Source organism: Pseudarthrobacter sp. HLT1-7, assembly GCF_059383435.1.
The window spans coordinates 48378-71911 of the sequence record NZ_JBWZCH010000019.1 but is presented as its reverse complement, the minus strand read 5'-3'; the positions used below and the strand labels follow the sequence as shown (position 1 = coordinate 71911).

Below are 23534 nucleotides of genomic sequence, written 5' to 3'. Positions count from 1 at the left end.
GACCGGCTAAGCTCCGGCAGGGGACGGCGGGCCGTCCGCCGGCGAGGCGTCAGCCGGCGGTGCGTCCTGGCCGTATTCGGCGGAAACCAGGATGGGGAGGTGGTCCGAGGCGCCGCGCGGGAGGGTTTCGACACTGGCGATCTCAAGTCCCTGTGAGGTGGCGAAGTCGAAGTGGCCCTTGAAGACCTTGTACCGCGTGTAGGTCCGCCGGTCGCTGAGCGTCAGGTCGTAGCCGGCATCCTTCATCTGGGCGGTGAGGTACTTGGTGAAGAGCGGGTAGTTGAAGTCGCCCACCATCAGCGACATCAGACCACCGCCCATGCTGAGCAGTTCGGCGTGCGCGGCATGGATCTGGTTCCTGCGCAACGAGTTCGAGGCAGTCAGGGGGGCCGCGTGGAAAGACGCGATGACCAGATTGTGGTCCGTCTCGTTGTCGATCACCCGGGTGCCGATCAGACGTTCGTGGGCGGGCGACAGGACGCGGTCGTGCAGCGACTTCTTCAGGGCAAACGTCTTGGTCTCATAGGCCGTGAAGCGGTCCATGCGGTAGTAGATCGCCAGGCCCAGCCGGTTTCCCTTAGTGGAATCGGCAAGGTGGAGGTCCCCTATGGTGTCCGGCAGATCGGCGGTGTCGCACTCCTGCAGGCACAGCGCGTCCAGCTCGAATTCGCGGGCCAGGTCAACCAGCTCACCACTGGCTTTGTGCTTTCGGAGGTTGTAGCTGATGACTCGAATCAGGGGAGCACCTCTTCGGAGGATAGTCATGGATTTCCTGAATCCGAGTCTACCCAGTCAGGCGGATCGACCGGGAACAGAGACAGCCAGGGTGGGGCGGCGACCGCGGTGGAATCGCGTGGAATCAAAGAGCCGCCGGGATCGTTGATGAAGTAGTTGAACTGCTATCAGGGCGGCCACCGCCGGTGGCGGCCCGCAATATCCGCGTCAAACGAGGAGATCACCATGGCACAAGCCACCTGGAACGGGGCGGTCATCGCCGAAAGTGACAACACTGTCATGGTTGAGGGCAACCATTACTTCCCCCGCGATTCTGTGAAGTCCGAGTATCTGGAGGACAGCAGCCACAGCAGCGTCTGCCCGTGGAAGGGCCAGGCCGGTTACTTCAGCGTTGTGGTGGACGGCCAGCGGAACCCGGACGCGGCGTGGTATTACGCCGCGCCGAAGACCGATGCGGCGCACATCAAGGACCATGTGGCTTTCTGGCGGGGCATCCGCGTGGAAGCCTGAGGCACCCGGCAGTGAGGGATAGGCAGCACGGGATGGGCAGTACGGGATACGCGGCTCGGGATAGGGTGGATCGGGATTCTCCGATTGAAGCTGCGAAAGGGTCGACGTTGACTGCTGAACTACCGGTCCTGGCCGAGGGCGATTTCTATTACGAGGCGCTGGGCGGCGGGCGGTTCCGCTCCACCATCCACGCCCAGGGCGCCTGGAACGTGCACGAGCAGCATATGGCGCCCGCGTCCGGCATCATGGCCGACTGCCTGGCGCGGCACGAGCCGCGCGACGATATGCGGATGGCCCGGCTCAGCTACGAGATCCTGGGCCTGATCCCCGGCGGCGAATTCGACGTCATCACCTCGACGCTGCGCCCCGGCAGGACCATCGAACTGGTGCAGGCGGAGCTGGTGGCGGGCGGCCGCACCGCCATCCGGGCGACGGCCTGGCGCATGGTCACCTCAGACACCTCCGCCGTGGCCGCCTTCGAAGACCCGCGGATCCCTGCGCCGGGCGACTGCGCACCCTATGACGCCGCGAGTATCTGGCCGGGCGGCTACATCGCCTCGCTCCAGATGCGGATCGCAGAGGGCCACCGGGCCGGCTCCGGCACGGTCTGGCTGCACACCGAGCATCCGCTGACGGACCGGGCGGACAGCAGTGACCTGGCGAGGCTGGTGGGGCTGGTGGACACCGCCAACGGGATCGCAGCCCGCGTCCCGCCGGGCAAGGGCAGTTATGCGTTCCCTAACCTGGACCTCCAGATCCACATGTACCGGCGGCCCGAAGGGGATTGGCTGGGACTGGACAACGAGGTGTCCTTCGGTACGGACGGAATCGGCCTGACCTCGACGGTACTGCACGACCTCACCGGCCCGTTCGGCCGGGCGGAACAGATCCTGACGCTGCGGCGCGCCTAGTTTTTGTGGAACACCAGCCAGCCGGCCAGCGTGGCCAGGCCCGTCAGCGCCGCGCCCCAAAGGATGTCGACCACCACCAGCTGCCACGGCCACGTCTTCAGGGTGGCCGCGTTGGTGAGGTCGTAGGTGGCGTAGGCGAAGGTTCCCAGGGCGGCGCCGTACCCCACTGCGCTGAGCCAGCTGCCGCCGTCGAGCGCCGGCCGCAGGGCGAAGAACACGATGCCGGCTATGTAGATCACGTAGAAAACCACCGCGTAGCCTAGATGGGGCTTGTCGGCCATCAGCTCACCGATCTGGCCGCGGTAAAAGGGGTTCATCGTCTTGAGCCAGATGGCGTCAATGACGGCAAACGCGGCGGCTACGACTAAAAACTGCAAGAAGATCATAAGGGAGCATAACAACATGCCGGAGGCCCCAGGCACACAACGGACCTTGACGGTTTTCCGGCAGGAGGAATCCCTGGGCGCCGCCGGGGACCTGGACTTCGCCCTCGAGCTTCTGCGGAAGGTCAAGACCGGCGGGGCGGGGCCGCTGCTGCGGCTATACCGGCCGGCTCCCACCGTGGCTTTCGGGCAGCGGGACACGCACCTGCCGGGCTTCGACGCCGCGGCGGAGGCCTGCCGCGAACTCGGCTTCGAGCCTTTGGTCCGGAAGGCCGGGGGACGGGCCGCGGCGTACCACGGGGGAACCCTGGTGATCGACCATGTGGAACCGCAGCGGGACGCGATCGCCGGCGCCAAGGGGCGCTTCTCGTTCTTCGGCGAACTCCTTGCACACGCACTTCAGAGCACGGGCGTCGACGCCGCCGTGGGGGAGATCCCCGGTGAATACTGTCCCGGCGAGTTCAGCGTCCACGGCCAGGATCCGGAGATCCGGGCCCACAGGATCAAACTGATCGGGACCGCCCAGCGCGTGGTCGCCGGCGGTTGGCTGTTCAGCTCGGTCATCATTGTGGAGAACTCCGCCCCGATCCGGGCCGTGCTGGAAGCCAGCTACGCCGCCCTGGGCCTGGACTGGGATCCGGCGACGGCGGGCGCCGTGAACGACCTCGTCCCGCACCTGGACGTCGACGCGATCGAGGCGGCCGTGATCGAAACGTACGCCCGCTACGCACAGCTCAACTACGGGGATTTCGCCGGACTGCGCGGCTAGTGGCCCCTGGCGATCCATTCCGCCAGCTGCGGCGCCTCGGCGCCCACCGTCGTCGAATCACCGTGACCGGTCCGCACCACCGTGTCCGCCGGCAGCGTCAGCAGCCGGCTCCGGATGGATTCGATGATGGTGGGGAAGTCACTGAAGGACCGGCCGGTGGCTCCCGGGCCGCCCTGGAACAGTGTGTCGCCGGCGAAGACGGTGCCTTCGCTCGCCAGGGTGAAGCACATGGAGCCGGGGGAATGGCCCGGCGTGTGCAGGGCCACGAGCCGGGCCCCGGCGACGTCGAAGATGTCCCCGTCCTCGATGGCCTGGTCCGGTTCCGTCCCCGGGAACACGCGCTCCCACAGCATCCAGTCCGCGCGGTTCAGGTAGACCGGCGCCTTGACGAGCCCGCGGACCTCCCCGACGGCACCGATGTGGTCGTCGTGCCCGTGGGTGAGCAGGATCGCCGTGACTTTCCGGCCCGCGACGGCGGCCTGGATCGCGGCCGGGTGGTGCGCCGGATCGATGATCAGGCATTCCTCGTCATTGCCGAGGATCCAGACGTTGTTCTCCACGTCCCAGGTGCCTCCGTCGAGCGAAAACGTGCCGGAGGTGACCAGCCGATCGATCCGCAGCCCTTTCACGGCGCCGCCGCCCGCCGCGCCGATGTCCGGGATTCCGCTGCTCACAGCTCGACGACCGAACGCAGCACCGATCCGGCGTGCATCTTGTCGAACGCCGCTTCGATGTCACTAATGGTGATGCGTTCGGTCACGAAAGCGTCCAGATCCAGCTTGCCCTGCTGGTAGAGGTCGATCAGCATCGGGAAGTCGCGGGAAGGCAGGCAATCGCCGTACCACGAGGACTTCAGCGAGCCGCCCCGGCCGAACACGTCCAGGAGCGGCAGTTCCAGGGTCATCTCCGGGCTGGGGATACCCACCAGCACCACGGTGCCGGCGAGGTCGCGGGCGTAGAACGCCTGCTTGTACGTTTCCGGGCGTCCGACGGCGTCGATCACGACGTCTGCGCCGAAGCCGCCGGTGAGCTCGCGGATCGCCTCGACCGGGTCGGCGGCGGAGGAGTCCACCGTGTGGGTGGCGCCGAGTTCCTTGGCGCGCTCGAGCTTCTTGGCGTCGATGTCGACGGCGATCACCGTGGTGGCGCCGGCGAGCGCTGCCCCCGCGATGGCGGCCGTGCCCACCCCGCCGCAGCCGATCACGGCGACGGAATCGCCGAGTTTGACGTTTCCGGTGTTGATGGCCGCGCCCAGGCCCGCCATAACGCCGCAGCCCAGCAGGCCGATGGCGGCGGGGTCGGCCGCGGGGTCCACCTTGGTGCACTGGCCGGCGGCCACGAGGGTCTTCTCGGCGAAGGCGCCGATGCCCAGGGCGGCCGTGAGTTCGGTGCCGTCCTCGAGGGTCATTTTCTGGGTGGCGTTGTGGGTGTTGAAGCAGTACTGCGCCTGGCCGCGGCGGCAGGCCCGGCATTCGCCGCAGACGGCACGCCAGTTCAGCACCACGCGGTCGCCGGGGGCCACCTCGGTGACGTCCGGGCCGACGGCGCTGACGACGCCGGTGGCCTCGTGGCCCAGCAGGAAGGGGAAGTCGTCGTTGATGGCGCCCTGCTTGTAGTGCAGATCGGTATGGCAGACGCCGCAGGTGAGGATGTCCACCAGGGCCTCGCCGGGGCCGGGATCCGGGACCAGGATGGTCTCCAGGGTGACGGGGGCGCCCTTGGAGCGGGCTATGGCGCCTTTGACTTTATGGACCATGGAAATAGCTCCTCTGCTGTTTTCGCGGCTCTCGCCGCGAAACGCGGCGCGGCCCCCTTGGAATGTGACCTGGGAGGCCGCGCCGTCGCCGAAATCGGTTAAAATTGCAAGAAGAATCTTCTAGGCGGCGAGCCGGCTCTTGACCTCTGCCGCGGAGGGGTTCGTGGCCGCGGTGCCGTCCGGGAACAATACGGTGGGGACGGTCTGGTTGCCGCCGTTGAGCTTCTGCACCAGGGCCGCGGTGCCCTCAACTTCTTCGATGTTAATCTCGGTGTAACCGATGCCTTGCGCGTCCAGCTGCTTCTTCAGCCGGTTGCAGTAACCGCACCACGTGGTAGAAAACATGGTGATGGTGCCGGGTTCGGGGGTGAAATCCACGAAACTCTCCTCAAAACTGGTTGACGGCGCTGGTTCAGAGCGCCGGTTGCCGACAAAAGTCTTACGTCACTGCCAATAACCGTAACCCGCAGCCCGCTATTCCCGCGGAGCGCGGTGCTACGCGCGGATGACCTTCTCGCCCTCATCGAGGGGTGCTTCGAAGCCCGCGAGGAATTTGTCCAGATATGCCGGTCCGACACGGGCGGAGTTCGGTCCCGGGTCCAGCTGGCGCAGCGCGAGGCGGCGGACAAGCACCTCCCGGGGCACGTCAAAGTAGACGAGCTGCCAGGCCGCACCGTGCGCGGTGATAAGCGCCTTGTACTCCTCGCGCCGCTGCCGCGACCAGAAGGACAGATCGACGACGGCGTCCCGGCCATCTGCCATCAGTTCCGTCAGCCGGGTCCGGAGCTGCCGTTCCACCTCCACCGTGAAGTCGAAGTACTCCGGGGTGCCGAAGCGTTCTGCCAGCTCCCGGTCCTGGCGCCACATCTCCTCGTCGACGGAGAGGCGGACGTGCCCGGTGCGCTCCAGAGTCTTCGCATAGGTCGTCTTGCCCGCCCCCGGCAGACCACACATCAGGACCACTGTTGCTGTCTTCGCCATGCACGGAGTCTAGGGGACGGGCGAACCATTGGCGCGCCCAGCCGGGATGACACGGATTGGGTGCGGTGGCATGCTGGTGCCATGTGTGGACGCTATGTGATGGCCCGGGCCGTCGGGGACCTGCTGGCCGAGTTCGACGCCGGGATGGCAGAGGAGATTGCGCTTCCGCCGTCGTGGAATGTCGCCCCGACCGCGGATGTCCCGATCCTGCTGGAACGGCTGGTGGACGGACAACCTGTCCGGCAGCTTCATATTGCGCGCTGGGGACTTGTGCCGTCCTGGGCCAAGGATCCCGGCATCGGGTCAAAGCTGATCAACGCCCGCAGCGAGAGTGTGCTGGAGAAGCCGGCGTTCCGGAAGGCTACCTCCGCCCGGCGCTGCGCGGTCCCGGCGGACGGCTACTACGAATGGAAAGGCGAGGGCCGCAGCAAGCAGCCCTACTACGTGCGCCCCAGCGACGGGCACCCCATGGTGTTCGCCGGGCTCTACGAATGGTGGAAGGACCCGTCCAGGGCAGCGGATGACCCGGAGCGCTGGCTGCTCTCGACGTCGATCATGACCACCGACTCGCCACCGGAAGGCTACGCCGGGGGAATGCTGGCGGAGCTGACCGCGCTGCACGACCGGGTCCCGCTGCCGATGAACCTTGAGACGATGCGGAACTGGCTGGACCCCGCGGCTGACGACGCGGCCGGCCTTGTGGACCTCGTCCGGGCCGGGGCGCACGACGTCGCCGAGGGATGGACGATCGACGCCGTCGGCACCGCCGTCGGAAACGTCAGGAACGACTCCGCCGAACTCATCCGGCCGGTGGGGAGCCTGTTCTAGCCGCTCCGGTGCGGCGGTAGCTGGTGGGATTGGTGCCGTAGACCCTGGAGAACGAGGTGCTGAAAGTGAAGGCGCTGCTGTAGCCGACCCCGGCGGCGATGACGGCCGTCGTATCGGTGGTGCCCGCCAGACGGTCGGCGGCCAGCGCAAGGCGCCAAGTCGTGAGGTACGTCATGGGTGGCTGTCCGACGGCGGCGTGAAACCGGGCGGCCAGCGCGGACCGCGAGACGTGCGCCCGCCGTGCCAGTTCCGCGACGGTCCACGGCGCCGCCGGTTCCTCGTGGAGCAGGGTCAATGCCTGGGCAACAACGGGGTCTCGGGTGCCGGCCGCCCAGCTGGGTGCCAAAGCGTCGGCGCGGAGGACACATACGCGCACCAGATGCAGCAGCAGCAAGTCAAGCACGCGGTCCAGGGCGCTCTCCTTTCCCAGTCTCTGGCTAGTGAGCTCGCGCTCCAGGAGTTCCATCAGGATCGGATCGGCCTCCTGGTCTGTGAAGACTGCAAGGGGCGGCAGTGCCGATGTCACGAGTTGGCCGGCCGCCGCTTCTGTCTGGTAGGTACCAATCAGCAGGACCGTTTTGCCCTGAGAGCTGTTGCCCCACGTCCGGACGCCCTGGGCCATCGTTGTCTCCAGATGAGCCCCCATGGGGGTGCTGCACGACTGGCCGGGGCCGATCACCACAGTCGGCGCCCGGTCCGGGGCATCCGCGACCAGATAGGGAGCCGGGCCACGAACAGTGGCCGCCTGACCTGGCCCCAACAACCGCGGAATGCTTCCCTGGGCGGTGATCCACGTCTGGCCGCGGACGGCTACGATCACGGTCAAGGCGGCTTCGTCCTGAACCTCAATGGCGAACGGCGGGTCCATCACCACCCGAAGAGTGAAGGCGGCCCTCGCGCGGGGCCCAGTCAGGAACTGCGAGAGAGGATCCATAGTCAACATTTTAGACGCCTAGAGATGCAGATGCGACTCTAGAGCATTCACCGTCCAATATGTGACTGGCAGTCTGGGTTCATGAACACAACATCCGAACCTGCTCCTGTTCTTCTCACTGGCGGAACCGGCCGAACCGGCGCCCGCATCGCCCGCCGCCTCATTGACCGGCAGACGCCGGTAAGGATCGGCACACGAAACTCCATGCCGCCGATGGACTGGCACAACCCCGCGACCTGGGCACCCGCCCTGGACGGAGTGCGCGCGGCCTACCTGTGCTACAGCCCGGATCTGGCCTTTCCTGGGGTTGCCCAGTTGATGTCTGACTTCGCCCGGGCTGCCGTAGGGTCCGGGGTGCAGCGGCTGGTACTCCTGTCCGGCCGTGGCGAGGACGGGGCGCGGGCCGCCGAGGACGTCGTCCGGGCGTCCGGGCTGGAGTGGACGGTACTGCGGTGCTCGTGGTTCGCCCAAAACTTCAGCGAACACTTCCTGCTCGGCCCGGTCCGCCGGGGCCGTCTGCTGCTGCCCGCCGATGGGGGCATAGCGGAACCCTTCCTTGATATAGATGACTTCGCCGAGGTCGCCGCAGACTCGCTCATCGGCGCCCGTCATGTGGGAAAGGTGCTGGAACTGACCGGCCCGCGGCTGCTCACCCTGCGGGAGATCGCGGACGAGCTATCAGCCGCCACTGGTCGGCCGATGGAATTCGTTCCGTGCACGGCACAGGAATTCGCGGCAGATCTCGTCCCCGACGGGATCCCCACGGAGGAGGCCATGCCGCTGGCCGAACTCTTTGCCGAGATACTCGACGGGCGGAACTCCTCCTTGACCACGGACCTCGCCTGCGCCCTAAACGGGAAGCCTACCGACTTCAGCACGTATGCAACCCGCGCCGCCGTCACCGGTGTCTGGACCGAACCCGCCGAAGTGAGCCTGCGGTGAGCGGGTGGTTGCCGGTGGCCGCTGGAACCGGCTCCGCTGTGGCCGGCGGCGTCTATCTGGCTTTCTCCGTCGTGGTGATGCCCGCGCTGCGCCGGCAGCCCGCCACGGACGCCATCACCACCATGGTCCTGATCAATGAGAAGGCCGTGCGGGCTCCATTTATGGTCCTGTTCTTTGGCACCGCCGCCGCCTGCGCCGCGATAGCCGTGGCCGCGGCCGTGGACGCCCAGACGCAGCCTCCACTGCGGGTCGTCGGCGCGGTTGCCTATCTGGCTGGGTGGGTCTCCACCATGGTGGTAAATGTGCCGCTCAACAACCGTCTGTCCGCGAACGGCGCTGCTCAGCCGGATCAACAGTGGAACAGCTACCAGCGGTTGTGGACCCGGGCCAACCATATCCGCACGGCCCTGTCCATCGCCGGCGCCGCTGGACTCTTAGCCCCCTTGGTTCCCTGACCGCCCGCATCGCGGAGAATCCGGGAACCAGGAGGCGCGCTGGGCAACAACACCTGTGCCGGGCGTCCCGAACTTCCTGCTTCGGCGCGCCGGTCAGCGCAGCGCCCTGGAGTAAACAGATGGAACGTGCGGTAATCCTTCGTGGCTCTGGAATCCTCCGCCGCGCCACCGCATGGCGGTGCGTCTAGTACTAGGCCGGGTGGGCCGTGGAGGTGACCGGCCGCGATAGGCGAAAGTTGCCGCGGGGGCTTGTAGCAGCGGGAGCGTGGTATGTCTCATCTGAACGACGCGACGATGCGGAGAACGTTTTCCTGGACACTTCAATATCCGGGGCGGACCAGGCAGGACGGCCGGACCAATCGGGATGCCCGCATTGATCTGCCGTGAACGAGTCCCACCGTCGAACGCCGGCCGGGGGATCAACGGCCGCTTCGGCCTGCATCTGCCCAGCGTTCCAGAGCGAGAGGATGAGGCCGTGGTTGGCCTGGATGAACAGCACGTCCGACGCGCTGCCCGGTGGACGGGCCAGCCCGGGCCAACTTTTTGGAAACTGCGGGAGGTGTCAACACTCCGGACGGCCGGAATTAAGTCGACTCGTGGCGGCATGGTTCGATACTGTCGTGCACATGTCCACAAACCATGCAGAAGACAAGTCCGCCAAGGCCGACCGGGAACAGCTCGCCGCCGTGCGGGTCGCCGTTGACGAGGTGGACGAACAGATCGTGTCACTGATCGGCCGCCGCGAGCGCCTGATCCGGATCGCCGGAACCCTCAAGGCGGACAGCGCCGAGGTGCGGGCCCCCGGCCGCGTAGAGCGGGTGATCGAACACGTCCGCGCCACCGCGGAGCAGAAGGACATCGACGTCGACCTCGTCGAGAAGACCTATCGGGCCATGATCGATGCGTTCATCACCCTCGAGCTGGGAGTCTACAAAGCCAGCTCCTAAGGCTGGAACAGGTCCCCGCAGGAGTCAGAGGGCTTCATCCACCGGCACGTTTGCCTGGTAGTCCCGGCCATCGCAGTCGCTGAAGGCCGTCATGAGGTGTCCCTTGGGGAGGCCAAGCACCGTGCTCAGCGGAAAGTTGCCGGTAATGGTGTTGCCGGAGTGCTCCACACCCTTGAGGTCGAAGTTCTCCTCCGTTCCGTCGTGGCTGAAGCAGTAGAAGGAGACGGCCTCGCCGTTCATGAACTCGATCCCCATCCGGCGCTGGTGGGAATGGTCCGCAGTGGCGGACACCAGCCCCACCACATAGGCGCCCTGGCCGGGGATATTTCCGTCTATATCGAAATTCGCCACCAGGGACGTGTCCTTGGCAGCGATGCTGACGTGCTTGAGAAGTGCGTTATGGGAGCTCATGGCTCAATCCTGCTACCTGCGCCTGCGTCCGTCCACCCCTGATCTAGGTTTTGTCCCGGCACCGTCGTAGACTGGAGTTGTTCGAAGATATGTTCGAATAACCTGCTTGGTTTACTTGTTTGGTTTTTACAGATGGTGTGGTCCGGGAGGCACTATGGGCATGTTCAGCGAGTCGGTCGACGTCGTCTGCACCCCCGCCGGAACGCCCCTCAGGCTTGACTGGACAGGCCGCCGCTATACGGTCTGTGCTGATCCGGTCCGCTGGTATGAGCGGCGCCAGTGGTGGGCGGAGGAACCGAGAGCCCCGCTGGGAAGCGGCCCCGGACTGGTGGATCACGAGATCTGGCGGGTCCAGGTGCGTCCGGCCGGATTACCCGGGGGCGGGTCACCCGCGGAGGATTTCCTCACCCTTGACCTGACCCGGCATGTTGGCAGCGGGCGCTGGCGGCTGCTGCGGATCCACGATGCCCTGCGTCCCTTCCGGGAGTCCGAATCAGCATGAGCTTCACCCACCTCCACGTCTCCACGGCCTTCAGCGCCCACTACGGGGTCTCCTGGCCGGAGGAGCTCGCCGGCGCCGCCGCGGCCGACGGCGCCACGGCGCTCGCCTGCACGGACCGTGACGGCCTCTACGGAACCATCAAGCATTTGAAGGCCTGCATGGCCGCGGGACTGGACCCGATCGTGGGGGTGGACCTTGCGGTCTTTGACGACGACGGCGACCTCCGCACCCAGGTGGGCGGACGCGTCGTCGTCCTGGCCCACGGACACAACAACGGCGCCGGGTACCGGGCGCTCTGCCGGCTGATCTCCGATGCCCATGCCCGCACCACCGGCAAGGCGCAGGGAGCGGTCCCCGTGGCCGTCACCCGGGCGGAACTGGCCTCCCGCACCCTGCACCCGGAGACCCTGCAGCCGGTACTGACCGTGCTGATCGGTCCGGACTCCGACGTCGGACGCGCCATGGGCGGGCGCCGCTACCTGCGCCCCCGCACCCTGTTCAAGCGCTGGCTGGACGCGATGCCGCCGGGGACCCTCGCCGCCGAGGTGGTGTCGCAGCTCAGCCCGCCCGGGGAGCCGCTGAGCACGGCCCACGCGGTCCGCATGCTCAAACTGGCCGCGGAGCACGCCGTGCCCGCAGTGCTGAGCAACGCCGTCCGGTACGTCGCCGAGGACGGTGCGGCCACCGCGGACGTGCTGGACTCCGCCCGGACACTGAAGTCCCTGCCCGAACTGTCCGCCGCCCCGCTGCTCCAGCCCAACGGACAGGGCTGGCTCAAGTCAGCGGAACTGATGCTGCAACTGGGCAAGGAGATCATGCACACCGCCGGATACGGCGCCGCGGACCTCAAACGGCTGATGGCCCAGACCGAAGCGCTCGCGGACCGCTGCCGGATGGACCCGGTGCGCGACATGGGCTGGAAACAGCCGGTGGTCCCCGAGGCCTCGGTGATCGGAATCGCCGGGGATGCCCTCGCGGAGCTCACCCAGCGCTGCGAGGCCGGAATCGGCCGCAGGTTCCCCGGGATCACCGGGAAGCCCGCCGGGGAACTCCGCTCCCGGCTGGAGCACGAGTTGCGGATCATCGACAGCCTGGGCTTCGCCGCGTACTTCCTGACCGTCGCCGAGGTCTCGCGGATGATCCTGGCCATGGGCGTCCGCGCCGCGGCCCGCGGCTCGGGCGCCTCCAGCCTGGTCAACTACCTGATTGAGGTCAGCGCGGTGAACCCGCTCCAGCACGACCTCATCTTCGAACGTTTCCTCTCCCAGGACCGCGCCACCCTGCCGGATATCGACATCGATGTCGAAAGCGCCGAACGGCACAACGTCTACCGGAAGATCTTTGAGCGCTTCGGCTCGGAACGCGTCACGCTGATGAGCATGCAAAATGGCTACCGCGCCCGCGGTGCGGTGCGCGACGCCGGGCTTGCCCTGGGCATGGAGGAGGGCGAAATCGGGGACATCGCCAAGCAGCTGTGGCGGTTCTCGGCCCGGAACTTCCGCGAGGCCCTGGTGGAGAAACCCGAGCTGAAGGAGTTCGCCGGCCGGGTGGAACAGCGTGATTTCTCCGAAAACCAGCAGCTGGACCTGCTGGTGGACCTCACTGAACGGCTGGACCGGCTGCCGCGGCACATCTCCATGCACCCGTGCGGGGTCATCCTGGGGGACGCCACCCTGCTGGACCGAACCCCCGTGCAGCCCAGCGGCCTGGGCCTGCCGATGAGCCAGTTCGACAAGCACGATATGGACCCCATGGGCATGCTCAAACTTGATGTCCTGGGCGTCCGGATGCAAAGCGCCATGGCCTTCGCCGTCAGGGAAGTCATCCGGTTGCATCCCTCCAAGGCCGAGGTGGTGTTAGCAGGCGCGCACCCGTCAGGACCGGACGGCACCGGACCGGACTACATCTCCGCGGACGGGCGCATCGATCTTAACGCCGTACCGCTCGACGACGAACCCACCTATGAGCTGATCCGCAGCACCCACACCCTGGGCTGTTTCCAGATTGAATCACCCGGCCAGCGCGAACTGATCGGCAAACTGGCGCCCCGGGAGTTCAACGACCTCATTATTGACATCTCGCTTTTCCGCCCGGGGCCGATGAAATCGGACATGGTCCGGCCGTTTTTGGAACACCGGCACGGGTTCGCCCCCGAGGTGTATCCGCACCCGGACCTCAAGCCGGTCCTCGAGGAGACCCACGGAGTCACGGTGTTCCACGAGCAGATCCTGAAGACCTTCGACGTTATGACAGGCTGCGGCCTGGCCCGCGCCGATGAGTTCCGCCGCGCCCTCGGCAACGACGTGCTGGAAGGCAGGGTGGAGGAATTCTTCCGGCAGGAGGCCCGGGCCCGGAAGTACAGCCCCGAGGTGGTGGACAAAGTCTGGGGCACGCTCAAGGCCTTCGGCAGCTTCGGTTTCTGCAAGGCCCACGGGGCTGCCTTTGCCGTGCCCACGTACCAGTCCGCCTGGCTCAAGACCCACCACCCGGAGGCGTTCCTCGCCGGGCTGTGGGAACACGATCCGGGAATGTACCCCAAACGGCTGCTCGTGGCCGAGGCGCGGCGGCTGGGGATCCCCATCCTGCCCCTGGACATTAACCTGAGCCGGGCCGAGTACCGGGTGGAGCCGGTCGCCGGCGGCCCGGAGCGCGGGAAGCTGGGCATCCGGCTGAGCCTGAACGGCATCTTCGGGCTCTCCGGCGCTGAACTCAAACGGATGGTGGCGGGCCAGCCTTACGACTCGCTGGCGGACCTGCGCGCCCGCTCCCGGCTGAGCAAACCGAGCATCAAGCGGCTGGCCCAGCTGGGCGCCTTCGACTCCCTGCACCGGGCCGCCGGCGGAACCGCCAACCGGGCGGATCTGGTCCAGCACCTCCAGACCCTGCAGAGCCGTCCCCACCGGAAGGGTCTGGAGGTCATTGAGGGTCAGCTGTCCCTGCCGCTGGGGGATATTGAACTGAAGAACCTCAAGGCCGTGCTGCCCGCGCCGACTTTGGTGGAGACCGTCCGGGCCGAACTGGACCTGATGGCCATGGACGTCAGCGAACACCTGATGTCCAGCCACCGGCCGCTGCTGGACCGGCTGGGCGTCACCACCGCGGACAAGCTGCTGGGGCTGCGCAACGGCACGGAGGTCCTGGTGGCCGGTGTCCGGGTAGCCACCCAGACCCCGCCCATGCGCGGCGGACGGCGGGTGGTGTTCATCAGCATCGACGACGGTACAGGCTGCGTGGACTCGGTCTTCTTCCACGAGGCCCAGGAACTGGCCGGACCGCTGCTGTTCGGCACCCGGCTGCTGCTGATCCGGGGGACCACCCGCCGGACCGGTCCCCGCGGCATCAGCATCAGCGCGAGCATGGCCTGGGACCTGAGCCGCACAGACACCCTGCCGTTCCCGGTCCCGGCGGCCGGGATCCCGGAACAGCCGGAACCGGAGCCGCCCGGTGCGTTGGACGGGATCAGGCGAAACCTCGCCATTACCGGGTTTGGAGGCTGAGCGGCGCGTTGGGTGGCCTCTGCAGAAACCGATAGCATGGATGAGGCTGGCTGTGGTCCCCGTATGCCACAAGCTACGAAGCCTTAACCTTGAATAGGAGACACCCGTGTCAGATGCCCAGCAGATCACCCTTCTCGTCGATGGCGAAGAGACCAAGGTGACTACCGGGACCACCGGCGCGGACCTCTTCTTTGAGCGCCGCGACGTCGTAGTGGTTCGCGTCAACGGCGCTCTGCTGGACCTGGACCAGCCGCTGCCCGAGGATGCCACCATCGAGGCCGTCACCATCGACTCCCCGGACGGGCTGAACGTCCTGCGCCACTCCACAGCCCACGTTATGGCCCAGGCCGTGCAGCAGCTGCGCCCCGATGCCAGGCTGGGGATCGGCCCGTACATCACCGACGGCTTCTACTTCGACTTCGACGTCGAGGAGCCGTTCACCCCGGAAGACCTGAAGACCCTGGAAAAGATGATGCAGAAGATCATCAACCAGAACCAGAAATTCGTCCGCCGTGTGGTCAGCGAGGATGAGGCCCGCGAGGCAATGAAGAACGAGCCCTACAAGCTCGAACTCATCGGCCTGAAGGGTGCAGGCTCGGACGCCGACGGCTCCGCCGTCGAGGTGGGCGGCGGCGAGCTGAGCATCTACGACAACGTCGAGCGCAAGGAGGGGACCACCGTCTGGTGTGACCTCTGCCGCGGCCCGCACCTGCCCAACACCAAGCTGATCTCCAACGCCTTCGCCCTGACCCGGTCCTCCGCGGCGTACTGGCGCGGCAGCGAAAAGAACAAGCAACTGCAGCGCATCTACGGCACCGCCTGGCCCACCAAGGACGCCCTCAAGGCCTACCAGGAGCGGATCGCCGAGGCCGAGCGCCGCGACCACCGCAAGCTGGGGGTGGAACTGGACCTGTTCTCCTTCCCCGATGAGCTGGGCTCCGGCCTTCCGGTGTTCCATCCCAAGGGCGGCATCATCCGCAAGGCGATGGAGGACTATTCCCGCCAGCGCCATGTCGAGGCCGGCTACGACTTCGTTTACACCCCGCACATCACCAAGGGCCACCTCTACGAGGTCTCCGGCCACCTGGACTGGTACCGCGACGGCATGTTCCCCCCGATGCATATTGACGCGGAACTCAACGAGGACGGCACCGTCCGCAAGCCCGGCCAGGACTACTACCTGAAGCCGATGAACTGCCCCATGCACAACCTGATCTTCCGTTCCCGCGGCCGGTCTTACCGCGAGCTGCCGCTTCGGCTGTTCGAGTTCGGTTCCGTCTACCGCTACGAGAAGTCCGGCGTGGTGCACGGCCTCACCCGCGTCCGGGGCATGACCCAGGATGACGCGCACATCTACTGCACCCGCGATCAGATGAAGGATGAGCTCACCAAGACGCTGAACTTCGTCCTCGCCCTGCTCAAGGACTACGGCCTGAACGACTTCTACCTGGAGCTCTCCACCAAGGACCCGGAAAAGTCGGTGGGCCCGGACGAGATCTGGGCGGAGGCCACCCGGACCCTGGCCGAGGTCGCCGAGGAATCCGGCCTGGACCTGGTCCCGGATCCGGGCGGCGCCGCGTTCTACGGCCCCAAGATCTCCGTCCAGGCCCGTGATGCGATTGGCCGGACCTGGCAGATGTCCACGATCCAGCTGGACTTCAACCTGCCGGAACGCTTCGAACTGGAGTACCAGGCGGCCGACGGCACCCGCCAGCGGCCGGTCATGATTCACCGTGCGCTGTTCGGCTCGATAGAACGCTTTATGGGTGTCCTGACCGAGCACTACGCCGGCGCCTTCCCGGCCTGGCTCGCCCCCGTCCAGGTGGTCGGCATTCCGGTCGCCGAGACGTTCAACGACTACATGTTCGACGTCGTCGGCCAGCTTAAAGCTGCCGGCATCCGGGCCGAGGTCGATATTTCCTCGGACCGCTTCCCGAAGAAGATCCGCACGGCCAGCAAGGACAAGGTCCCGTTCGTGCTGATCGCCGGGGGAGACGACGCCGACGCCGGTGCCGTGTCGTTCCGCTTCCGCGACGGCAGCCAGGACAACGGCGTGCCCGTCGCCGAGGCCGTCCAGCGGATCGTGGACGCCGTCCGCGACCGGACCAGCTAGGGGACGGGCGTGCAGGAGAGACCGGCGGCCGGTCCGGAATACCCCGGCGACGACGGCGTGACGGACGACTTTGGCCTGGCGGGGGTTCCGGACGCGTTCCAGCGCCTGTGGACCCCGCACCGGATGGCGTATATCAAGGGCGGGCAGCACCAGTTCAAGAACCCGGACGACTGTCCGTTCTGTGTCGCTCCCGAGCGTGAGGACGCGGATTCGCTCATCGTGTACCGGGGGCGGAGCTGCTACGTGGTGCTGAACCTGTTCCCGTACAACCCCGGCCACCTGCTGGTCTGCCCGTACCGGCACATCCCGGACTACACGGACCTGACCGTGGCGGAAACGGCGGAGTTTGCCGGGCTGACCCAGACCGCCATGCGTGTGCTGCGCAAGGTCGCGAATCCAAGCGGTTTCAATCTGGGCATGAACCAGGGTGTGACCGGCGGGGCCGGAATCGCCGGCCACCTGCACCAGCATGTGGTGCCGCGCTGGGGCGGGGACGGCAACTTTTTCCCGATCATTGCCCAGACCAAGGCCATCACCCAGACCCTGGCCGAGGTCCGCCAGCAGGTCTCCGAGGCCTGGCCCGGGGACATGCCGTCCCGGGAAGAACCAACCAGGGGGACGGATGCTGAATAGGCACGCGCGCGGCTTCTTCACCGCGCTGTTCTCCCCGCTGGCCCGCTGGCTGCTGCGGATCGGTGTCTCCCCGGACGCCGTGACCATTGTGGGCACGCTCGGCGTGGTGGTGGGCGCCCTGGTGTTCTACCCGCTGGGCCAGCTCTGGTGGGGCACGCTGTTCATTACTGCTTTCATCTTCTCCGATGTCATCGACGGCATCATGGCGAGGATGCAGGAGAGCGGCGGGCGCTGGGGGAACTTCCTGGACTCCACCCTGGACCGGGTCGCCGACGGCGCGCTGTTCGCCGGTGTCGCGGTCTGGTTCTTCACCGGAGGCGCGAATACCGCCATCGCGATTGCCGCCGTCGTCTGCCTGGTCCTGGGGATGGTGGTGTCCTACGCCCGGGCCAAGGCCGAGGCGCTGGGTTTCCATGCCAACCTGGGCGTTGCCGAACGCGCCGAACGGCTCGTTTCCGTGCTGGTGGTCACCGGCTTCACCGGCCTGGGCCTGCCGGTGATCGTGCTCTTCGTGACACTGTGCCTCCTGGCCGCGGCAAGCCTGGTGACCGTGGTGCAGCGGATCGTTGCCGTGCACCGCCAGTGGCTCGCTGAAACCGAAGGCACGGCCACCGAACCGGCCGTCTGAGCACCCGAGTCCGGCGTGCCCCGACGGCCGTAACCGGAGTTCAGCGGCGTCGCGGCGGGGTACTAGTATTAGCTCTACCGGCCAATGGATCCGGTAATCCGGGGTGTGCGTGGCGGTACTGGTGTGCCGTCCGTGCCCCGGCGAGGTCATCTATCTACCCATAGGGGTTTTTGTGTCTACACCTGATGTAAGCAGCGAAGCCGGCGCGTCCGCCCAGAGCATCACGGGCAGCAACCGCGTCAAGCGCGGCATGGCGGAGATGCTCAAGGGCGGCGTCATCATGGACGTTGTCAACGTCGAGCAGGCCCTCATCGCCGAGGATGCCGGAGCCGTGGCAGTCATGGCGCTGGAGCGTGTTCCCGCCGACATCCGCGCCCAGGGCGGCGTCTCCCGGATGTCTGATCCTGACATGATCGAGGCGATCATCGCCGCCGTGTCCATCCCGGTCATGGCCAAGGTCAGGATCGGCCACTTCGTCGAGGCCCAGGTCATCCAGACCCTCGGCGTGGACTACATCGACGAGTCCGAGGTCCTGACCCCGGCCGATTACGCGAACCACATCGACAAATGGAACTTCACCATTCCCTTCGTCTGCGGTGCCACGAATCTCGGTGAGGCCCTGCGCCGGATCAATGAGGGCGCGGCCATGATCCGTTCCAAAGGCGAGGCCGGCACCGGCGACGTCTCCAACGCCACCACCCATATGCGCCAGATCCGCTCGGAGATCAAGAGGCTCGCCGGCATGGCAGAGGATGAGCTCTACGTCGCCGCCAAGGAACTGCAGGCCCCCTACGAACTGGTCAGGGAAGTGGCCGCCACCGGCAAGCTCCCGGTGGTGCTGTTTACCGCCGGCGGCATCGCCACCCCGGCCGACGCGGCCATGATGATGCAGCTCGGCGCCGACGGCGTGTTCGTCGGCTCCGGCATCTTCAAGTCCGGCAACCCGGCCCAGCGGGCCGCCGCCGTCGTGAAGGCCACCACCTTCTTCGACGATCCGGAAGAGATCGCCAAGGCCTCCCGCGGCCTGGGCGAGGCCATGGTCGGCATCAACGTGGACGAGATCCCGGCCCCGCACCGCCTCGCCGAGCGCGGCTGGTAAAACGTCTTTCCTCCATCGACTGCTCCGTAACGGCCCTTATCAGGGGTCAAAGCGGCGTTTACGGAGCAGTCGATGAGGGGTCAGTCGAGGCCGCGGCGCCGAATTAGCGGCCCGAGCTCTGCGTCGCGTCCGCGGAAGGCCCGGAAGGACTCCAGCGGATCGCGGCTGTTGCCCCGGGACAGCAGCTCGTTCCGGAAGAAGTCCCCGTTGGTGCGGGTGAGGCCGCCGTTGTCCTTGAACCAGTCCACCGTCTCGGCGTCCAGCACTTCGCTCCAGATGTAGGAGTAGTAGCCGGCGGCGTACCACCCGCCGGCGAAGATGTGCTGGAAATAGCCCGTCCGGTAGCGCGGCGGGATCAGGCTGTGCGCCACCCCTGCCGCGGCCAGCGCCTTCGCCTCGAACTCGATCGTGTCCGCCGGCACATCGGCGCCGTCCAGCAGATGCCAGGCGAGGTCCAGCAGGGCGGCGCCCAGATATTCGGTGGTGCCGAAGCCCTCGCCCCAGAGCCGGGCGGCGTCGAGACTGTCCACCACCTCCTGCGGCAGCGCCTCGCCGGTGGCGTAGTGCCGTGCGTAGTTGGCCAGCACCTCCGGCCACATGATCCACATTTCGTTCACCTGCGAGGGGTACTCCACAAAGTCCCGCGGCACGGACGTGCCGGCGAACCGCGGGTACGTGACGGCGGAGAACAGGCCGTGCAGGGCATGGCCGAACTCGTGGAACGCGGTGCGGAGTTCGTCCAGGGTCAGGAGCGTGGGTTCGCCGGCCGGCGGCTTGGAGATGTTGAGGTTGTTGATCACCACGGGCCGGGTATCGAGGATTGAGGACTGCTCGACGAGGGAGTTCATCCAGGCCCCGCCGCGCTTGGAATCGCGGGTGTAGTAGTCGCCCAGGAACAGACCCAGTCCGGTACCGTCCGGGTTCCTCACTTCCCAGACCCGGACGTCCGGGTGGTAGCCCGCGAGGTCGGTGCGTTTGTGGAACGTGATGCCGTAGAGGGCGTTGGCGGCGAAGAAAACGCCGTCGTTGAGGACCCGGTCCAGCTCGAAGTAGGGGCGCAGGGCCTGCTCATCCACGGCGTAGCGTTCACGCTTGACCCTGGCCGAGTAGAAGGCCCAGTCCCAGGCTTCGAGCGGGTGGCCGGCGATCCCGGCCAGCGCTGCGGCTTCGGCATCGGCGTTCCGGACGGCCGCCGGGGCCAGCGTGTTCAGCATGGTCTGGACGGCCTCGAAGTCGGGGGCGGTCTGCCGGTCCACCATGAGTTCGGCGAAGTTCGCGAAGCCCAGCAGCCGGGCCTTTTCGGCGCGGAGCCGCACCATGTCCTTGACCAGGTCCTGCACGTCGAGGCTGCCGCCGTCGCTGCCGCGTCCGATGGAGGCCTCGTAGAGGCGCCGGCGGACGTCACGGTTTTCCAGGGCGGCCAGGGCCGGCTGGTTGCTGGGCTGGATGAGGGTGAGCAGGAATTTGTCCCCGTGACCGGCGGTGCGGGCGGCTTCCGCGGCGCTGGCGACGTCGTCAGCCGGCAGGCCGGCCAGCTCGGCGGAGTCGTCCAGCAGCAGCGAGGCGGACTTCATCCCTTCCTTGACGCGCTGGCCGAACTCGGTGCCCAGCGTCGCGAGCCCGGCGTTGACGGCCATGAGCCGCTCCTGGCCGGCCCCGTCCAGCGCGATGCCGGACTGGCGGAACTCCTTGAGGTACTCGTCCACCAGCCGCGCCGCCTCGCCGTCAAGCGCCGCCTCGCCGTCGAGTACAGCCTCGCCGTCGGGCACAGCGGAGTCCAGAGCGGCGAAGCGCTCGAAGAGGCCACGATTGAGGTAGACGGCGTCCTGATGCGCCGACAACAGCGGGGACAATCGGGTCTCCAGCTCCAGGATCGGGTCCGAGGCGTCCGCCGAGACGAGGGTGTAAAAGGCTGCCGCGGCACGGCCCAGCAGCTGGCCGGACTGCTCCATGGCCAGTGCGGTGTTCTCGAAGCTCGCTGGTTCCGGGTTGTCCACGATTGCCTGGATCTCGGCCAGTTGCTCCGCGAGACCGGCCTCGACGGCTTCGGCGTAGTGCGCGTCCTCGATGTCCGCAAACGGGGGCAGGCCGAACGGCAGGGTGCTGGGGCTCAGCAGGGGGTTGGTCATGAAATAACTCTTTCATGTAATGCTGCGGTTCTCAATGGACGGCTAAGCGTGTTGTGGTGGCGCCCGCCGTAGGATGCCCAGTATGGGGAATACCAACTCAACTCTTCGCGGACGGCTGTTGGCCGTGGCCGCGGCAGCGTCGCTCGTGGCGTCCGTAGCATCCTGCGGCGTCATCGCCCGGCCGGACCACGGCAGCCCGACTTCTTCAGCGGCCGCCGGCGCCACGGCAGCAACAACGCCGGCGGAGCCGCAGGCGTCGAACGGCCAGCCGCCGACCTCGACCCCGACGGCGTCGACCACCCCGACGCCGACCCCGACGGCGGGTAAGGGTCCCGCCTGCCCGGCCGTCCGCTGCACCTCCGTTGTCCTCACCGGGGACATGCTGGTCCACGCCCAGCTGTGGGAGCAGGCGCGTGCCGATGCCCTCGCCACCGGGGCGAAGGGACTCGACTTCGGCCCTCTGCTGGAGGGACAGCGGAGGTATATCGAGAAGAGCGACCTCGCGATCTGCCACCAGGAGACTCCGGTGGCCGGACCGACCGGACCGTTCTCGGCGTATCCCTCCTTCAACGTTCCCCCGCAGATCATTACCGCGGCCCAGCAGGTGGGCTACCAGGCCTGCACAACGGCCAGCAACCACACCATCGACCGCGGGACCGCCGGACTGGTGCGCACTCTGGATGCCCTCGACGCGGCCGGGCTGCAGCACACGGGCTCATACCGGACCGAGGCCGACGCGCAGGACGTTATGATACTGCAGACCGCCGCGGCGAAAATCGCGGTGATCGATGCGACGTACGGGCTGAACGGACAGCTCCCGGAGGCGGCCTGGCAGGTGGACATGCTTGACCCTGACGTCATGATCGCCAAGGCGAAGAAGGCCCGGGACCAGGGTGCGGACATCGTGCTCGGCGCCATGCACGCCGGTGAAGAGTACTCGAGCGTGCCCAACGCCGAGCAGCAGAGCGTCGCCCACGCCCTCGCGGACAGCGGCCAGTTCACCATGATCTACGGCCATCACACGCATTCGGTGCTCCCGATCGAGCAGTACAAGGGGACCTGGATTGTCTACGGCCTGGGCAACGGGGTCACCGAACTTTCGCCGAACTATGTGGTGAACAACGAGGGCCTGCTGGTCCGGGCCCAGTTCAGCCAGGACGCCGCCGGAAAGTGGACCGCCTCGGACCTGGGCTGGGCGCCGTCGGTGATTGTCCGCGGACCATACCGCTGGTGCTCCGTGGCGTTCGACGCCCCGCAGGGTCCCTGCGCCGGTGCCGCGGCCGACGCCGCCACCCGCCAGCGCACCCAGACCGTGGTGGAGTCGATGGGCGCCGCGACGGCGGGAGCCCACGAATTGCTCATCACCAGGGAACCGTAGCCGGCGGAGGACCAGCAGATCCTGGGTGTTTCGGGCGGCGGCTCCACGGCCCGTGCGTTCTCTCTTGTCGTGATACCGACCGGCGAATACCGTGGTGATGGCGCGGGGAAATCGGTAGGTTTGCTCCTGTCGTTCGCGGACAGGAGGCCTGCATGGCGAAAGTATCGACGGCGGACCGGGAACCGCGGTCGGGGACCTTCCGGAACGGGATGGACTACCTGGCCTGGGGCAGCGGCCCCAGAACGCTCCTCTTCATCCCGGGCGGCCCGGGGAGTGCTGTGCCGAAGGGGCTCATACGGGGGATGTTCAGGCAACAGTTTGAGCCATACCTGAACGCCGGATACGCCGTATGGTTCGTAACCCGCCGCCGCGGCATGCCAGCCGGGCACACGATTGCCGACATGGCCGAGCACTGCGCGCAGCTCATTGCCGAGGACTTCGGCGGACGGGTCGACGTCGTCGTGGCTGAATCCTTCGGCGGAATGATCGGACAGTACTTGGCTGCGCTGCATCCAGGCTCCTTCGGGCGGATGGCCCTCCTCATCACCGCAGCCGAGGTCAGCGCCTGGGGCAAGGACGTTGATTCCCGTCCGGCCGCAGCCCTGGCCCGGGGTGACATCGCCGGGGCCGGAACGGCCTTTGCGGAGTACCTGATTCCGGGGGACGGCAAACTGTGGTTCCGCCGGCTGCTTGGGCCGCTCATCGGCCGCAGGCTGCTCGCCGGCTCCGACTACCCGTCGTCGGACATCCTGACCGAGGTTCAGGCGGAGCTGAGATTCAACTCGCGGGAGGTGCTTCCGTGCATTGAGCCGCCTGTCCTGCTCGTATGCGGCGACAGTGACCGGTTCTTCCCGAGGGAGGTCGTGAGCGAAACAGCAGAGCTGATCCCGGATTGCATCCTCGTCTGGTATTCAGGGAAGGGCCATCTCCGGGTGGGCTCAAGCGGCCGAGTCCACCGGGACGTGCTTGGGTTCGCTGGCCGCAGCTGACCCG

At 67.0% G+C, this 23534-nt stretch carries 24 protein-coding genes; 15 read left to right on the top strand and 9 right to left on the bottom strand.

Features of this window, described 5'->3' with window-relative positions; translation table 11 throughout:
* Positions 1-6: 6 nt before the first annotated feature.
* Complete coding sequence (locus tag AC50X6_RS16175; protein ID WP_494967207.1) at positions 7-735, bottom strand: endonuclease/exonuclease/phosphatase family protein; 729 nt, start codon at positions 733-735, stop codon at positions 7-9.
* A 225-nt stretch (positions 736-960) separates the two neighbouring features.
* Between AC50X6_RS16175 and AC50X6_RS16170 the strand changes: the two genes are divergently transcribed.
* Positions 961-1245 (top strand): DUF427 domain-containing protein, encoded by a 285-nt coding sequence (locus tag AC50X6_RS16170; RefSeq protein ID WP_326968770.1) that lies wholly within the window; start codon positions 961-963, stop codon positions 1243-1245.
* Between the two features lie 107 nt (positions 1246-1352).
* On the top strand, positions 1353-2156 hold the full coding sequence (locus AC50X6_RS16165; RefSeq protein WP_494967187.1) for a thioesterase family protein: 804 nt from the start codon (positions 1353-1355) through the stop codon (positions 2154-2156).
* Here AC50X6_RS16165 and AC50X6_RS16160 read toward each other — a convergent pair.
* The gene (locus tag AC50X6_RS16160; protein ID WP_494967186.1) at positions 2153-2542 is read right to left on the bottom strand and encodes a DUF2177 family protein; all 390 of its coding nucleotides are present in this window, start codon (positions 2540-2542) and stop codon (positions 2153-2155) included. The two genes, AC50X6_RS16165 and AC50X6_RS16160, sit on opposite strands and share 4 nt — an antisense overlap.
* A gap of 16 nt (positions 2543-2558) precedes the next feature.
* On the opposite strand from AC50X6_RS16160, the gene AC50X6_RS16155 reads away from it, so the two are divergent.
* Positions 2559-3308, top strand: coding sequence for a lipoate--protein ligase family protein (locus tag AC50X6_RS16155; RefSeq protein ID WP_494967185.1), 750 nt, complete (start codon positions 2559-2561; stop codon positions 3306-3308).
* Here the strand turns inward: AC50X6_RS16155 and AC50X6_RS16150 are convergent.
* The 4 genes from AC50X6_RS16150 to AC50X6_RS16135 form a co-directional block, all read right to left on the bottom strand.
* Positions 3305-3982, bottom strand: coding sequence for an MBL fold metallo-hydrolase (locus AC50X6_RS16150; RefSeq protein WP_494967184.1), 678 nt, complete (start codon positions 3980-3982; stop codon positions 3305-3307). The genes AC50X6_RS16155 and AC50X6_RS16150 overlap by 4 nt on opposite strands.
* Entirely contained in the window at positions 3979-5064 is a 1086-nt protein-coding gene (locus AC50X6_RS16145) for an S-(hydroxymethyl)mycothiol dehydrogenase (protein ID WP_494967183.1), read from the bottom strand. Before AC50X6_RS16145 ends, AC50X6_RS16150 begins: the two co-directional genes overlap by 4 nt.
* A gap of 120 nt (positions 5065-5184) precedes the next feature.
* Entirely contained in the window at positions 5185-5442 is a 258-nt protein-coding gene (locus AC50X6_RS16140; protein WP_326968765.1) for a mycoredoxin, read from the bottom strand.
* 117 nt (positions 5443-5559) lie between these two features.
* Positions 5560-6045: a P-loop nucleotide/nucleoside kinase family protein gene (locus tag AC50X6_RS16135; protein ID WP_494967182.1), complete on the bottom strand. Its 486-nt coding sequence runs from the start codon at positions 6043-6045 to the stop codon at positions 5560-5562.
* Between the two features lie 81 nt (positions 6046-6126).
* Between AC50X6_RS16135 and AC50X6_RS16130 the strand changes: the two genes are divergently transcribed.
* Entirely contained in the window at positions 6127-6873 is a 747-nt protein-coding gene (locus AC50X6_RS16130) for an SOS response-associated peptidase (protein WP_494967181.1), read from the top strand.
* Here AC50X6_RS16130 and AC50X6_RS16125 read toward each other — a convergent pair.
* Positions 6845-7807 (bottom strand): AraC family transcriptional regulator, encoded by a 963-nt coding sequence (locus tag AC50X6_RS16125; protein ID WP_494967180.1) that lies wholly within the window; start codon positions 7805-7807, stop codon positions 6845-6847. The genes AC50X6_RS16130 and AC50X6_RS16125 overlap by 29 nt on opposite strands.
* Before the next feature lie 81 nt (positions 7808-7888).
* Between AC50X6_RS16125 and AC50X6_RS16120 the strand changes: the two genes are divergently transcribed.
* The 3 genes from AC50X6_RS16120 (at position 7889) to AC50X6_RS16110 (ending at position 10151) form a co-directional block, all read left to right on the top strand.
* Positions 7889-8749 (top strand): NAD(P)H-binding protein, encoded by an 861-nt coding sequence (locus tag AC50X6_RS16120; RefSeq protein WP_494967179.1) that lies wholly within the window; start codon positions 7889-7891, stop codon positions 8747-8749.
* Positions 8750-8763: 14 nt separating this feature from the next.
* Positions 8764-9204: an anthrone oxygenase family protein gene (locus AC50X6_RS16115; protein WP_494967178.1), complete on the top strand. Its 441-nt coding sequence runs from the start codon at positions 8764-8766 to the stop codon at positions 9202-9204.
* Between the two features lie 626 nt (positions 9205-9830).
* Positions 9831-10151: a chorismate mutase gene (locus tag AC50X6_RS16110; protein WP_326966156.1), complete on the top strand. Its 321-nt coding sequence runs from the start codon at positions 9831-9833 to the stop codon at positions 10149-10151.
* Positions 10152-10175: 24 nt separating this feature from the next.
* On the opposite strand, the gene AC50X6_RS16105 is transcribed toward AC50X6_RS16110, so the two are convergent.
* Complete coding sequence (locus tag AC50X6_RS16105) at positions 10176-10562, bottom strand: hypothetical protein (RefSeq protein ID WP_326966155.1); 387 nt, start codon at positions 10560-10562, stop codon at positions 10176-10178.
* Between the two features lie 154 nt (positions 10563-10716).
* On the opposite strand from AC50X6_RS16105, the gene AC50X6_RS16100 reads away from it, so the two are divergent.
* From AC50X6_RS16100 to pdxS, 6 genes are all read left to right on the top strand, one after another.
* Positions 10717-11064, top strand: coding sequence for a DUF6504 family protein (locus tag AC50X6_RS16100; RefSeq protein WP_494967177.1), 348 nt, complete (start codon positions 10717-10719; stop codon positions 11062-11064).
* Positions 11061-14561: a DNA polymerase III subunit alpha gene (locus AC50X6_RS16095; RefSeq protein ID WP_494967176.1), complete on the top strand. Its 3501-nt coding sequence runs from the start codon at positions 11061-11063 to the stop codon at positions 14559-14561. The genes AC50X6_RS16100 and AC50X6_RS16095 overlap by 4 nt, the downstream gene beginning before the upstream one ends.
* A 106-nt stretch (positions 14562-14667) precedes the next feature.
* On the top strand, positions 14668-16674 hold the full coding sequence (gene thrS, locus AC50X6_RS16090) for a threonine--tRNA ligase (protein ID WP_494967175.1): 2007 nt from the start codon (positions 14668-14670) through the stop codon (positions 16672-16674).
* Between the two features lie 9 nt (positions 16675-16683).
* Positions 16684-17307 carry an HIT family protein gene (locus AC50X6_RS16085; RefSeq protein WP_494967174.1) on the top strand — a complete coding sequence of 208 codons (624 nt, stop codon included), beginning with the start codon at positions 16684-16686 and terminating at the stop codon, positions 17305-17307.
* A complete protein-coding gene (gene pgsA, locus AC50X6_RS16080) occupies positions 17297-17935 on the top strand; it encodes a phosphatidylinositol phosphate synthase (protein ID WP_494967173.1) in 639 nt (212 codons plus the stop codon). Before AC50X6_RS16085 ends, pgsA begins: the two co-directional genes overlap by 11 nt.
* Positions 17936-18107: 172 nt before the next feature.
* A complete protein-coding gene (gene pdxS / locus AC50X6_RS16075) occupies positions 18108-19034 on the top strand; it encodes a pyridoxal 5'-phosphate synthase lyase subunit PdxS (RefSeq protein WP_494967172.1) in 927 nt (308 codons plus the stop codon).
* Between the two features lie 80 nt (positions 19035-19114).
* Here pdxS and AC50X6_RS16070 read toward each other — a convergent pair whose 3' ends face one another.
* On the bottom strand, positions 19115-21163 hold the full coding sequence (locus tag AC50X6_RS16070) for a M3 family metallopeptidase (RefSeq protein WP_494967171.1): 2049 nt from the start codon (positions 21161-21163) through the stop codon (positions 19115-19117).
* An 82-nt stretch (positions 21164-21245) separates the two neighbouring features.
* On the opposite strand from AC50X6_RS16070, the gene AC50X6_RS16065 reads away from it, so the two are divergent.
* On the top strand, positions 21246-22541 hold the full coding sequence (locus tag AC50X6_RS16065; protein ID WP_494967170.1) for a CapA family protein: 1296 nt from the start codon (positions 21246-21248) through the stop codon (positions 22539-22541).
* A gap of 152 nt (positions 22542-22693) precedes the next feature.
* Positions 22694-23530 carry an alpha/beta fold hydrolase gene (locus AC50X6_RS16060; protein WP_494967169.1) on the top strand — a complete coding sequence of 279 codons (837 nt, stop codon included), beginning with the start codon at positions 22694-22696 and terminating at the stop codon, positions 23528-23530.
* Positions 23531-23534 lie beyond the last annotated feature (4 nt).